Origin of the sequence: Streptomyces sp. NPDC001270 (assembly GCF_042896695.1) — a bacterium.
Classification (GTDB): Bacteria; Actinomycetota; Actinomycetes; order Streptomycetales; family Streptomycetaceae; genus Streptomyces.
In genome coordinates this window covers 1-12498 of sequence record NZ_JBIAXM010000003.1, presented here as the reverse complement: position 1 = coordinate 12498, position 12498 = coordinate 1, and the positions used below count along the sequence as shown (strand labels likewise).

The 12498-nt window shown below is 73.6% G+C and carries 11 protein-coding genes; 5 read left to right on the top strand and 6 right to left on the bottom strand.

From position 1 onward, the window contains the following. Window positions 1-87: 87 nt before the first annotated feature. On the top strand, window positions 88-1101 hold the full coding sequence (locus tag ACFY2B_RS06405; protein WP_390762004.1) for a zinc-dependent alcohol dehydrogenase: 1014 nt from the start codon (window positions 88-90) through the stop codon (window positions 1099-1101). Window positions 1102-1127: 26 nt separating this feature from the next. Here the strand turns inward: ACFY2B_RS06405 and ACFY2B_RS06400 are convergent, their stop codons facing one another. Continuing rightward, window positions 1128-1586, bottom strand: a complete 459-nt coding sequence (locus tag ACFY2B_RS06400) for a Crp/Fnr family transcriptional regulator (RefSeq protein WP_376531297.1) — start codon at window positions 1584-1586, stop codon at window positions 1128-1130. 293 nt (window positions 1587-1879) lie between these two features. Here ACFY2B_RS06400 and ACFY2B_RS06395 point away from each other — a divergent pair, with 293 nt between their 5' ends. Both ACFY2B_RS06395 and ACFY2B_RS06390 read left to right on the top strand, forming a co-directional pair. Further along, the gene (locus tag ACFY2B_RS06395; protein WP_390762003.1) at window positions 1880-2755 is read left to right on the top strand and encodes a universal stress protein; all 876 of its coding nucleotides are present in this window, start codon (window positions 1880-1882) and stop codon (window positions 2753-2755) included. Between the two features lie 243 nt (window positions 2756-2998). Then, window positions 2999-5368, top strand: coding sequence for a glycoside hydrolase family 65 protein (locus ACFY2B_RS06390; protein WP_390762002.1), 2370 nt, complete (start codon window positions 2999-3001; stop codon window positions 5366-5368). A gap of 19 nt (window positions 5369-5387) precedes the next feature. On the opposite strand, the gene ACFY2B_RS06385 is transcribed toward ACFY2B_RS06390, so the two are convergent. Then, complete coding sequence (locus ACFY2B_RS06385) at window positions 5388-5654, bottom strand: DUF1876 domain-containing protein (protein WP_390762001.1); 267 nt, start codon at window positions 5652-5654, stop codon at window positions 5388-5390. Window positions 5655-6215: 561 nt separating this feature from the next. On the opposite strand from ACFY2B_RS06385, the gene ACFY2B_RS06380 reads away from it, so the two are divergent. Further along, window positions 6216-7184, top strand: a complete 969-nt coding sequence (locus tag ACFY2B_RS06380; protein ID WP_390762000.1) for a threo-3-hydroxy-L-aspartate ammonia-lyase — start codon at window positions 6216-6218, stop codon at window positions 7182-7184. Window positions 7185-7242: 58 nt separating this feature from the next. On the opposite strand, the gene ACFY2B_RS06375 is transcribed toward ACFY2B_RS06380, so the two are convergent. From ACFY2B_RS06375 to ACFY2B_RS06365, 3 genes are all read right to left on the bottom strand, one after another. Continuing rightward, complete coding sequence (locus ACFY2B_RS06375) at window positions 7243-7635, bottom strand: SCO5389 family protein (protein WP_390761999.1); 393 nt, start codon at window positions 7633-7635, stop codon at window positions 7243-7245. A 141-nt stretch (window positions 7636-7776) separates the two neighbouring features. Then, a complete protein-coding gene (locus tag ACFY2B_RS06370; protein WP_390761998.1) occupies window positions 7777-8736 on the bottom strand; it encodes an adenylyl-sulfate kinase in 960 nt (319 codons plus the stop codon). Window positions 8737-9030: 294 nt separating this feature from the next. Continuing rightward, window positions 9031-10446 (bottom strand): family 2B encapsulin nanocompartment shell protein, encoded by a 1416-nt coding sequence (locus ACFY2B_RS06365; protein ID WP_390762341.1) that lies wholly within the window; start codon window positions 10444-10446, stop codon window positions 9031-9033. Between the two features lie 571 nt (window positions 10447-11017). Here ACFY2B_RS06365 and ACFY2B_RS06360 point away from each other — a divergent pair. Then, on the top strand, window positions 11018-11965 hold the full coding sequence (locus ACFY2B_RS06360) for an MBL fold metallo-hydrolase (RefSeq protein ID WP_390761997.1): 948 nt from the start codon (window positions 11018-11020) through the stop codon (window positions 11963-11965). Here ACFY2B_RS06360 and ACFY2B_RS06355 read toward each other — a convergent pair. Then, window positions 11962-12360, bottom strand: coding sequence for a MarR family winged helix-turn-helix transcriptional regulator (locus tag ACFY2B_RS06355; protein ID WP_390761996.1), 399 nt, complete (start codon window positions 12358-12360; stop codon window positions 11962-11964). The genes ACFY2B_RS06360 and ACFY2B_RS06355 overlap by 4 nt on opposite strands. Window positions 12361-12498: the final 138 nt, after the last annotated feature.

Sequence of the window (12498 nt, the reverse complement as noted above, 5' to 3'; positions counted from 1 at the left end):
GACATGTCCTGTCGTCCGGGCCGGGCGACCTGCCGTACGGCCGGTCCGGCATGCAGACCTGCACCGTCGGCCGGACGAGGAGGAGAGATGAAGGCAGCGGTCGTCACAGGCTTCGGCAAGCCCCTGGAGATCCAGGAGCGGCCCGTGCCCGAGCCGGGTCCCGGCCAGGTGCTGGTGCGCATGGAGACCTGTGGGATCTGCCACACCGACATCCACGCCGCGCGAGGCGACTGGCCGGTCAGGCCGCGGCTCCCGTTCGTCCCCGGCCACGAGGGCATCGGCCCCGTGACCGCCGTAGGTTCCGGTGTCGGCGCCGGCCTCGTCGGCAGCCGCGTCGCCGTCCCGTGGCTCGGCTCGTCCTGCGGCAGTTGCCGCTACTGCGTCACCGGCCGCGAGACGCTGTGCGAGAGCCAGGTCAACACCGGATACTCCGTGGACGGCTGTTACGCCGAGTACACCGTGGCGGACGCGCGCGCGGTCGTCCGGGTCCCCGATGCGGTGCCGTCCTTCGAGGCCGCACCGCTGACCTGCGCGGGCGTCACCACGTACAAGGCGATCAAGGCCGCCGCCGTGGTGCCCGCCGAACGCGTCACCGTCTTCGGCGCGGGCGGCCTGGGCCACCTGGCCGTACAGTACGCGCGCCTCGTCGGCGGATTCGTCAGCGCCGTCGACATCGAACCGGACAAACTGGGCCTGGCCCACCAGCTCGGGGCCGACCAGGTCGTCAACTCCCGCACCCATGACCCGGTCGAGGAGATCGGGCGGGCCGGCGGCGCGGACGTGGCCCTCGTCCTGGCCACCGCGCCCCAGGCGTTCGAGCAGGCATTCCGGTCCCTCGACCGCGGCGGGCGCCTGGTCGTGGTCGCCCTGCCCGGCGGCGACGCCTCGATGGACCTGCCGATCCACAAGACGGTCCTCGGCGGGATCTCCGTCATCGGCTCCGTCGTCGGCACCCGGCAGGACCTCGCCGAGGTGTTCGCGCTGCACGCCGCCGGCCGTACCCGGGTGATCGCCGAACCGCGCCGCCTGGAGCAGGTCGACGACGCCTTCGACGAGGTGCTCGGCGGACGGGCCGAGGCACGGCTCGTCCTGGAATTCTGAGGCCGGCCGTGCCGGGCGTGGAGCGGTCAGGGCCACACTCCGCTGCCGTAGGGCGCATAGAGGTCGAGGAGCCGGATGCGGGCCGCGTGCAGCCGCTGGGCGATCACCCGGCCCACCCAGACGGCGACGGCCCGCCCGAATTCGGCGTCCTCGGCGCACATCGCCCGCACGCTCCTCGCATCGAACTCGTAGGCCCGCACCGGAGTGGCCGCCTCGGCACCCATGTGCCACACGTACGGCGGGAAGTGCCAGGACCAGCCGATCAGTTCGCCCGGGCCCAGCGACTCGACCACGGCCGCGCGCCTGCCGGGCACGTGCAGGTCGAGGGCGACCGTCCCGGTGCGTACGATCCACAGCCGGTCGGCACGCCGGCCCTCCTCGAACAGCCGGGTGCCGGCCTCGAAGGAGACCTCACGGGCGATCCGCATCAGTCGTTCACGATGCTCGGCCGCCAGGGCCGAGTTGAGGGTGGTGGCGGAGGTCATCGCGCCGGCTCCTTCCGTCCGCGGCCCGCGGCCCGACAGCGCCGCACGCCACTGGGCTCCTTCTTCCAGGTTGGGCGCCGGCGCGGCCGCCCGCCACGGGCCGCCCGGACCGGACACCGGGTCGTTCGGCCCCGGTACGGGACGGACCGCCCTCGTGCTCCCGGGCGACCCGGGTCGGGGCACCCGCGAACAGGCGCCGCGCGCCTCGCGGACGGCCCGCCGGCCGGTGCGACGGCGAGCCGGGCCGTCCCGCGGCCCGGCGGGCGCCGGCCCCCGGCGCGCGGGGGACGACGATGACCCGGCCCCTGGTCGTGGGTGTCGACGGTGCGGAGCCGAGCCTGCTGGCGGTCGACTGGGCGGCGGCCGAGGCCGCCCGCCACGGTGTCCCGCTGCTCCTGGTGCACGCCTCGCTGTGGGAGCGCTACGAGGCGGCCCTGCCGGTGGGTGAGCGGGGACGCGCGGCCGGACGTACCGCGGCGCAGCACATCGTGGCCGCCGCTGCCGAACGGGCGGCCCGCCGTGCGCCGGGAGTGGAGATCGGCACGGACATCGTCCCCGAGGACGCGACGCACGCGCTGCTGCGCGAGACCGGCCGCGCCTTCGCGGTGGTGACGGGGGCACGGGCCCGCGGCGGGCCCGCGGGACTGCTGCCCGGCGCGGTCGGCCCGGCCGTGGCCGCCCGCGCGCACAGCCCCGTGATCGTCGTCCGCGGGGACGCGGCGGGCCTGGCCGGCACCCATGCGCGGATCCTGCTCGGCGCGGGTGAGGCGGACACCGGCGCGGCGGCCGTGCGGTTCGCGTTCCGAGAGGCCGAGGCGCGCAGGTGCACCCTGGACGTCGTCCGCGCCTGGCGATGTGCCGTGTACGAGAGCGCCGAGTTCCCCGCACCGCCCGAGGATCCGGCCCGCGCCCACGAGCGGCAGGCCGCCGCCACCCTGGACGCGCTGCTCCGGGACGCCACCGCCGACCACCCCGGGGTCCGGGTGCGGAGCGCCACCGTGAAGGGCTCGGCCCGCAGGATCCTCGTGCACCGCTCGGCCGCGGCCGACCTCGTGATCGTCGGAGCGGGGGAGGGGACCGGCCGCTTCGGACCCCGGCCCGGCCGGGTGGGCCGCGCGCTGCTGCACCACGCGGCCTGCCCCGTTGCCGTCGTACCGCGAGCCGGGTGACACCCCGCCGCGCCCCTCCGCCGGCACGGGCCGCGGCGGCCTCCCCGGCGCGGCCGGCGATCCGCCCGCGGTCCGGCTCCGCCCCGCCACCGGCGCCGGTGGCGGGCCGGGCCCGATCCCCGGACAGTGGGGTGAGGGGGTCCTCGACAGGGGCGGCGGCCCTCCGCGGCAGGACCAAGCGGAGAGGGAGGGGAGACCGGACGCACCCGAGGGACTCGACGGACTCGACGAAGGGGTGCCGCAGTGACGGGCTGGACCTGGGAGTACGACGGCTACGCACCCGCTGACGAACGCCTCAGGGAATCGCTGTGCACCCTGGGCAACGGCTACTTCGCCACCCGCGGGGCGCTGCCCGAGTGCGCCGCCGACGACGTGCACTACCCCGGCACCTACGCGGCGGGCTGCTACGACCGGCTCACCTCGGAGGTGGCGGGACAGCGGGTCGAGAACGAGGACTTGGTCAACCTGCCGAACTGGCTGCCGCTGCGCTTTTGCCCCGCCGGAGACGACTGGCTCACCCCCGACACCGCGACGGTGCTCGACCACCGGCAGGTCCTGCACCTCCACTCGGGCCTGCTGGAGCGGCACACCCGCTACGGGCTCGGCGAGGGGCAGGTACTGTTCGTCCGCCAGCAGCGCCTCGTCGACATGGCCGATCCCCACCTGGCCGCCCTGCGCACCGAGTTCACGGCCGAGGGCTTCGCCGGCGAACTCGACGTGGAAGCCGCGCTCGACGGCGGGGTCGCCAACACCGGCGTGGCCCGCTACCGGGAACTGGACGGCCGCCACCTCACCCATGTGCTCACCGGCGCCGCCGCCCCCGACACGGTGTGGCTGCGCTGCCGCACCCGCACCTCGGACGTCCGGATCGGTCTGGCCGCCCGCCTGACCGCCGACGTCCCGGTGGCGGTGGCGCACGAACCGCCACGGGTCGTGCAGCGGCTGCGGCTGAGCCTCACCCCCGGCCGCACCGTCCGCGTCGACAAGACCGTGGCCCTGCACACCTCCCACGACCCCGCGATCAGCGACCCGCTGCGCGCCGCCACCGACCGGCTCGGGACCGCGGCCGGGTTCGACGAGCGGCTGGCCGCGCACCGCACGGCCTGGGACCAGCTGTGGACCCGCACCGGCCTGGACGTCCCCGGCCGGGCGGGCCACATCCTGCGCCTGCACCTCTTCCACGTGCTCCAGACCCTCTCCCCGCACACCGCCGACCTGGACGTGGGCGTGCCCGCCCGCGGACTGCACGGCGAGGCGTACCGCGGCCATGTCTTCTGGGACGAACTGTTCGTCCTGCCCTACCTCAACCTGCACTTCCCGGAGGTCTCCCGCGCCCTGCTCCGCTACCGCCACCGGCGCCTCGGCCAGGCCCGCTCGGCGGCCCGCGCGATCGGCCGGCGGGGCGCCCTGTATCCCTGGCAGAGCGGCAGCGACGGCCGCGAGGAGACGCAGCGACTGCACCTCAACCCGCGCTCCGGGCACTGGCTGCCGGACCACTCCCGCCTCCAGCGGCACGTCGGCTCGGCGGTGGCGTACAACGTGTGGCAGTACTGCGAGGCGACCGGCGACACGGAGTTCCTGCACACCGAGGGCGCCGAGATCCTGCTGCAGATCGCCCGCTTCTGGGCTGACTCGGCCGTCCACGACACCCACCGGGGCCGGCACCGCATCCTCGGCGTGGTCGGCCCCGACGAGTACCACGACGCCTACCCCGACGCACCGCGACCGGGCCTGGACGACAACGCCTACACCAATGTGACGGCCGCCTGGGTGCTGGGCCGCGCCCTCGACCTGCTGGGCGTCCTGCCCGAGCCGCGGCGCCGGGAACTCGCCGACCGCATCGGCCTGGCCGACGACGAGCCCGAACGCTGGGAGGAGGTGTCCCGCACCCTTCACGTGCCCTTCCACGACGGTGTGATCAGCCAGTTCGAGGGCTACGCCGACCTCACCGAACTCGACTGGGACGGCTACCGCAAACGTTACGACGACATCCGGCGGCTGGACCGGATCCTGGAGGCCGAGGGCGACACCGTCAACCGCTACAAGGCGTCCAAGCAGGCCGACGCGCTCATGCTCGGCTACCTCTTCTCGCCGGCCGAACTGCGTTCCCTCTTCGACCGGTTGGGCTACCGGCTGGACGAGGAGACCTGGCGGCACACCGTCGAGTACTATCTGCGCCGCACCAGCCACGGCTCCACCCTCAGCGGCCTCGTCCACGGCTGGATCCTGGCCCGGGCCCGCCGCGCGGACGCCTGGATGTTCTGCCAGGAAGCCCTCCGCGGCGACATCGCCGACCTCCAGGGCGGCACCACGGGCGAGGGCATCCACCTCGGTGCCATGGCCGGCACCCTGGACCTCGTCCAGCGCGGACTGACCGGTCTCGAAACCCGGCAGGGAGCCCTGTGGCTCGATCCGGTGCCGCTGCCGCAGCTGTCGTCGTACGGGTTCTCGCTCCGCTACCGGGGGCACTGGGGCATCCGGCTGCGGCTGGAGTGCGGGAAGCTGGAGGTCGCCGTCCCGCCGTCCGACCGTGCGCCGGTCGACCTCCGGCTGCCCGGCCGGTCGGTCGGCGTGCGGCCGGGGGAGACGTTCCTGCTCGTGCTCCCGCAGTGACCTGCCCGGCAGGCGACCGTCACCGGTGGACGGGACCCGCCAACTGGACGATGTCGTCGGCGGCCACGTCGTGCAGCCGGATGGCCAGATCCTCCAGGGCCCGGCTCGCGGCCAGTTCGTCGCCGACCTCCGGGATCGGCCGGTCGACCGGATTGCGGCGGGCGATGCCCCGGCCGGTGAGCCGGGACGTGTCGCGGGTGGTCAGCACAGCACGCGCATGCGTGTCGTCGCCCTCCTCGGTGATGTAGATCTGCACGGTCCACTGCTTGGCTTCCACCGTGTCCACCTCCCGTGGCGATCCCCCACCCTCCCCAGGCTGCGCGCGTCCGCGGGGGCGGTCCAGAGCCGAACGGCCCATTCCGCCCGGCCCTGCCCCTTCCGGGCGGTGCGGCGGCCGACGGCCGGACCACGGTGTCGGGTCTGTCCTGCGTCCGCCTGCGCCCGGGACGGCCCGGGACGGCGAGGGTACGCGGCAGGCTCCACCGGGCGTGACCGTCCAGACCATGGGTGTCCGGCGTACGGCAGGTGCAGTATTTCCCCGTGGGCGTTTCTCCAGCGGGTGTTTCCTCGATCGGTGGTTCCTCAGCGGCCGGGACCGGCCGGGCGGTCGTCCCCGGACCGGCCGGACCGGAGTGCACGGTGCGGCCGAGACCTTCCGCGGCCACCGCCCGCTGACCGTCCAGCGCATCGTCCCGCGGATCCGGAACATCGTCCCGCACCGTAGGCCGAAGAACGCCGAAGAACGCCGAAGAACGCCGAAGGACGACGGACAACGCCGAAGAACGCCGACCAGCTCCCCACCTCTCCCTCCCCGCCCTCGCCGCACCGTCCGGAACGGAGTACGCACATGCCCGATCACCCGCCCGTCACCCTCCAGGACGTCCGGGACGCCGCCGCGCGGATCGCGGGCGTGGCCCACCGCACGCCCGTACTGCGCTCGCGCACCCTGGACCGGCTCGTCGGCGCCCAGGTCCATGTGAAGTGCGAGAACTACCAGCGCGTCGGCGCCTTCAAGTTCCGCGGTGCCTACAACGCCGTCTCCCGGCTGCCCCCGGAGCAGCTCGCCAAGGGCGTCGCCGCCTACTCCTCCGGAAATCACGCGCAGGCCGTCGCGCTGGCGGCCCGGGAGCTGGGCACCACCGCGGTGATCGTGATGCCCGAGGACACCCCGCGCTCGAAGATGGAGGCGACCGCCGGCTACGGCGCCGAGATCGTCACCTACGACCGTTACACCGGCGACCGGGTGGCCATCGGTGCGGCGCTGGCCGCCGACCGCGGGCTGGCACTCGTGCCCCCGTACGAGCATCCGCACATCATCGCCGGACAGGGCACCGCGGCCCTCGAACTCATCGAGGAGGCGGGGGAGCTCGATGCCCTGGTGGTGCCGGTCGGGGGCGGCGGGCTGATCGCGGGCAGCGCGGTCGCGGCCACCGGGTTGTTCCCCGGGATCCGGGTCGTCGGCGTCGAACCGGAGGCCGGTGACGACACCAAGCGGTCCCTGGAGGCCGGCCGTCGCGTCGCCATCCCGGTGCCCCGCACCATCGCCGACGGGCAGGCTGCGGAGATCCCGGGGGAACTCACCTTCTCCGTCAACCGGCGTCTGCTGGACGGCATCGTCCTGGTGAGCGACGACCAGATCCGGGAGGCGATGCGGTTCGCCTTCGAGCGGATGAAGACCGTCGTCGAACCGAGCGGCGCGAGCGCCCTGGCCGCGCTGCTGGCACACCGGATCGATCCGGTGCCGCGCCGGATCGGCGTCATCGTCTCCGGCGGCAACGTCGGCGCCCAGCGCTTCGCGGAACTGCTCCACGGCTGAGGGCCGAGGGCTGACGGCTGTGCGAGCGGGCCGGACCACGGTCCGGCCCGCGGCCGGCTCAGCAGTCCCGCAGCTCGGGCGACTGGTTGAGGAGCTGCGCACGCGGCGAGGTGAACCGGGCGTGGGTCGCCCCGCCACGGGCCCCGGGCGGGAAGACCGCGACTCGGTGGCAGTTCTGGAACGCGAGGGCGACGCCGAAGTGCCGTTCCAGGCAGCCCCGGATCGCGTCGCTGGACAGCGCACGCAGCAGCTGCCCGCGCTCCGGCTCCGAGGGCGGCGGGGTCTGGTTGTCGGCGAACTCCCGGTCACCGGCGCGCAGTTCGGTGGTCAGCCGGGCGATGAGGTCGTAGGCGTACGGCAGGGACGTGCGGACCGTTTCCACGAAGTCCCGCTCCCGCACCTCGCCGTTCTCGGCTTGGGCGAGCAACTGCGGGGAGACGTCGAGCGACATGATGAGGTGTCCTGTCTGTCGGGCTGGTTCGGCATGTGCTGGGTGCTGCTGGGTGGCGTTCCGCGGGGCCGGGCGACACGAGTCGCTGCGGGCTGCGGGCTGCGGGCTGCGGGCTGCGGGCTGCGGGATGGGGGCTGCGGGTCAGGCGAAGGCGGCCATCGCCGCGGGGCCGTGCCGGAACTGCGGGTCGATCTGGTCGGCCAGGGTGTGGCCGGTGGCGTCGTCGGCCCAGGCGGTGGCGTTGCGCAGATGGAAGTCGACGGCGTGCCGCTGGAAGACGGTCCAGTCCTTGGGCCGGGCGTCGACGGCCGCGCGCATCCGGTCCAGGGCAAGGGCGTTGTGCGGCTCCAGCGCGCCCGCGCCGCGGCCCTGTTCCTGGGCGCGGACGAAGGACGACAGCTCGCAGTGGGCGAGCAGGTCCTCGCCGACGTGCCGGTGCAGGAAGTCCAGATCGTCCGCGCCCGTGACCTTGTTGCCGACCACGGCGACCGGAATGCCGAACTCGGCCGCGTGGTCCCGGTACTGACGCAGCACGGACAGGCTCTTGCGGGTGGGTTCGACCACGACGAACGTGAGGTCGAACCGGGTGAACAGACCCGAGGCGAAGGCGTCCGCGCCCGCCGTCATGTCGACCACGGCGTACTCGCCGGGTTCGTCCACCAGGTGGTTGAGATACAGCTCGACGGCGCCCAGCTTGGAGTGGTAGCAGGCCACTCCGAGGTCGCTCTCGTCGAACGCGCCGGTGGCCATGAGCGGCACCCCGCCCACCACCTGGACATGACGGGTGTGGATCTCGTCGTCCCCGAGCAGCCGCAGCAGCCGTGAGCCGCGGCCCGGCGGGGTCGTCTTGACCATGGCGTCGCGGGAGGGGATCCGCGGATTCGTGCCCCGCAGGTAGTCCTTGATCTCGCCGGTGCGCGCGCTCAGGGGCGGCGCCGTCAGGCGTTCCTCCTCGTCGAGGCCCAGGGCATGGGCCAGGTGCTGGTTGATGTCGCCGTCGATGGCGACGACCGGCGCGCCGGCGCGCGCCAGATGCCGGGAGAAGAGGGCCGACAGGGTCGTCTTGCCGCTGCCACCCTTGCCGACGAATGCGACGCGCATGACTAGCCGTTCCTATTGGAAATGGATTTCATGAGCGTACAGTGGTGGGGGTGCGGAACGGGTGTCAAATCGGTGGTCGGCCAATGGGGGTGCGCACGCACCCGGTTCGGGCGCCCCGGCGTGTGTGCGCCGGCGGCCGGGGCGCCGTCGTCGCGCACGGTGGCGCGGGGCCTGACCGGGTGGACGCGCCCGGTGGTGCCGGTGGCCCCGGCGCTCACGGTGTTTCCGCTGTTCCTGGCGGTCCTGGCGGTCCTGGCGGTCCTGGCGGTCCCGGCGGAGAGGTCCGGCAGCGGCTCAGTCGCGGCGGGAGACCTCCACGTTCTCCAGGACACCGAGTGCGTCGGGCACCAGCACCGCCGCCGAGAAGTACGTGCTGACCAGGTAGGAGATCACCGCCTGCTCGTTGATGCCCATGAAACGGGCGTTGAGACCCGGTTCGATCTCGTCCGGGATCCCCGTCTGGTACAGGCCGATCACGCCCTGGTCGTCCTCGCCGGTGCGCAGCGCGAGGATCGACGACGTACGGTTCTCGGTGACCGGGATCTTGCCGCACGGCAGCAGCGGCACCCCGCGCCAGGCCGGCAGATGGTGGCCGTTCAGATCGATGCTGCCGAAGTACAGGCCCCGCTTGCTGCATTCGCGGCCGAACGCCGCGATGGCCCGGGGATGCGCGAACAGGAAGCGGGTGTCGCGCCGCATGCTCAGCAACTCGTCCAGGTCGTCCGGGGTCGGCGGACCGGAGTGGGTGGAGATCCGCTGGTCGTGGTCGGCGTTGTGGAGCAGCCCGAAGTCGCGGTTGTTGACCAGCTCGTACTCCTGGCGCTCTCGCAACTCGTGGACGACCAGGCGAAGTTGCTCCTCGGTCTGGTTCATCGGGCCGTTGTACAGGTCGGTCACCCGGGAGTGCACCCGCAGGACCGTCTGGGCGACACTCAGCTCGTACTCGCGGGGCGCCACCTCGTAGTCCACGAACGTGCCCGGGATGTCGGGCTCCCCGGTGTGCCCCGACCGCAGCGCGATCTCGGCCTCACCGCTCGCATTCACCGGCGGACGGCTGTCCAGCAGGGCCCGCTCGACGTGCGCGCGCAGGGCCTCGTGGCGCTCGGCCACCTCCAGGTACGCGGCGTGTGGAAGGGCCAGTACGGTGGTGGCCGTGGCCGCGCGGGCGGTGAACTCCCAGGCGCCGTCCGGCCCGGCGAGCACCTGGCCGCCGAAGGCGTCGCCGTCCGAGAGCAGGGCGACGACTGCCTCGTCGCCGTAGGGGCCCTGCCTGATCTGCTCCACCTTGCCGTGCGCGACCAGGTACACGTGGTCGGCGGGGCGGCCCGCCGTCACGATCACCTGCCCGGCCGCGTACTCGCGCTGCTCGAACCGCGCGGCCAGTGCCTCCAGCGAGCTGCCGTCGGCGAAGCCGCGCAGCAGCGGCAGTTCGCCCAGCTCCGCCGGGATCACCCGGACCTGCGCACCGGTCTTGACGAACGTCAGCCGGCCGTCGCCGAGCACGTACGACAGCCGGCGGTTGACGCGGTACGTGCCGCCCGGGACGTCCACCCACGGCAGCGTGCGGGTCAGCCAGCGCGAGCTGATCCCCTGCATCTGGGGCTCGGACTTCTTCGTCGTCGTGAGGTTGCGGGCCGCGGACGTGCCGAGGCTCTGCTGCTCCCGTGCTCCGGCGGCCGCTTCGGGCACCGGTTCGGTCTCGACCGACATCATGCCTTCTTTCCTGTCGCACCGGACGGCCCACGTGCGTGCCGTCACTCCGTGCCAACAGCTACCCGCGGCCGGCGGCCCCGAGGGATGAACTCCGACGGCGGGCGAGGCACACGCCCCCGAGAACTGCATCCGCACCACCCCCCGTGCCACCCACGCTCCCCCGCTCGACGGTTTCCGCGGTGGAACGGCCGAGACAGGACGTGCTCCGGACCGCAGGGCCGTCGCCGACCGGGGATCCGGTACGGTCCGTCGCTTCGCGGCGTGGTGTGGCCGAGGTGGGGGGGCGACCGCGCCGCGCAGGCGCGATCCCGGGCGGGCCCGGACGAGGATGAGCGGCGCCGACCCCGCCCATCCCCTCGGCGATCTCCGAGTGCCGTGAGCAAACCGTAGGCGCACGGGACGACTTCGGCACTCCGCAAAGCGCGGCCGTTGTCCGCGTTCCGCGGTGGGCACCGGCCCCGGCGGCGCGGTGAGGTCGGCCGGAACTTCTCCCCGGGAAGGTGTGCTCCACCCGGTTCCGGCGGGAAGATCCCAGCGAAGGGCCGGGTGAGCGAGAGGGCAGATCGTCTTGAGGGTCGTCCCGCTGGGCACCGCCGCCTGCGGTGGCTTCCCGCGGTGGAGCTGCGCCTGCGCGCTGTGCGCGGCCGCCCGGGACGTCAAGCTGCCGTCCCGTACCCAGCAATGCGCCGCGATCACCGGCAACGGACGCGACTGGTGGCTGCTCAACGCCTCGCCCGACATACGGACCCAGCTCACCGTCACCCCCGCGCTGTGGCCGGGGGCCCGTCCGCGCGACACCTGGCTGCGGGGGGTGCTGCTGACGGACGCCGAGGCCGACCACGTCGGCGGCCTGGCCGCGCTCCGCGGGTCCACGGGCCTCAAGGTGTACGCGACCCCGCCCGTCCGCGCCGTCCTCGCGCCGGTCCGTGCCGGACTCGACCGCTACGCCCCCTGGGAGTGGGCCGACAGCCTGGCCGACGGCGGCTTCGTGCTGGCCGGCGGCCTGGTGGTCACGGCCCATCCGCTGGCCGCGAAGGTCCCGGCATACGTACCGGCCCGTACGGCGGCGGACGCCCCGTGGGTGACGGCGTACCGCGTCGAGGACCTGGTCACCGGCCGGGTCCTGCTGTACGCGCCCTGCGTCGGCGCCTGGAGCCCCGCGCTGGACGACCTGTGCGCCTCGGCCGACTGTGTCCTGCTGGACGGCACCCACTTCGACGCTTCCGCGACGGGGACGGCCGCGCGGGCCGCCGCCGGGTCTACACCCACCTGGACGACACGAACCCCCTGCTGGACCCCGACTCACCGGCCCGCGCGCAGATCGCCGCCCAGCAGGTGGAAGTCCTGCCGGACGGGTCCGAGTTCGTGGTCCAGGCACGCACGCTCCGTCGAGCCGGGGGAAAGACGGCACCCGGCACGCCCTCCAGGGCGGAGGACACGCTCCTCACGCCGCGGTGCCGGTGCGCGCGTCCCCCGTGCGAACCCCGGGGAGCCGACGCCGGGGCCCGGGACCTAACCCGCCGGGGCGGACAGCATCCGCTCCAGCACCGCCCGTTGCAGCGGCAGCACCTCGGCGTGCAGGTCGCGACCCTTGCCGGTGAGCGTGACCCACACACCGCGCCGGTCCTCGGCACACACCGAGCGCACCACCAGACCGTCCTTCTCCAGCCGCCCGATCAGCCGGGACAGCGCGCTCTGGCTGAGATGGACGCGTCCGGCCAGGTTCTGCACCCGGCACTGGTCGCCCTCCCGCGGGGACTCCGCGGCCAGGACGTCGAGCACCTCGAAGTCGCTCGCGCCCAGGCCGTGAGGGTGCAGGACCCGGTCGATCTCGCACATCGTGCGTGCGTGCACCGACAGGATGTCCCGCCAGCGATCCTCCAGCCCTGCCTCGGCCACCTTGACTGCCATATCCGCACGGTAACACCGATCGGGCCAATTATTGAGTATGCAACTAGTGTCCTGAGTCTCGGAAGGGCCGCATATCTAGGATTTGGGGTTCGGTAGGCGGTTCAGATAGCCGGCGAGGCGTTCGAAGATGTCGTCGGC

Excerpts from the sequence above, each read along its gene's own strand:
- ACFY2B_RS06375 (WP_390761999.1), bottom strand. The coding sequence starts at position 7,635 with ATGTCGCTCGACGTCTCCCCGCAGTTGCTCGCCCAAGCCGAGAACGGC.
- ACFY2B_RS06365 (WP_390762341.1), bottom strand. The coding sequence starts at position 10,446 with ATGTCGGTCGAGACCGAACCGGTGCCCGAAGCGGCCGCCGGAGCACGG.
- ACFY2B_RS06380 (WP_390762000.1), top strand. The coding sequence starts at position 6,216 with ATGCCCGATCACCCGCCCGTCACCCTCCAGGACGTCCGGGACGCCGCC.
- ACFY2B_RS06355 (WP_390761996.1), bottom strand. The coding sequence starts at position 12,360 with ATGGCAGTCAAGGTGGCCGAGGCAGGGCTGGAGGATCGCTGGCGGGAC.
- ACFY2B_RS06370 (WP_390761998.1), bottom strand. The coding sequence starts at position 8,736 with ATGCGCGTCGCATTCGTCGGCAAGGGTGGCAGCGGCAAGACGACCCTG.
- ACFY2B_RS06405 (WP_390762004.1), top strand. The coding sequence starts at position 88 with ATGAAGGCAGCGGTCGTCACAGGCTTCGGCAAGCCCCTGGAGATCCAG.
- ACFY2B_RS06395 (WP_390762003.1), top strand. The coding sequence starts at position 1,880 with ATGACCCGGCCCCTGGTCGTGGGTGTCGACGGTGCGGAGCCGAGCCTG.
- ACFY2B_RS06400 (WP_376531297.1), bottom strand. The coding sequence starts at position 1,586 with ATGACCTCCGCCACCACCCTCAACTCGGCCCTGGCGGCCGAGCATCGT.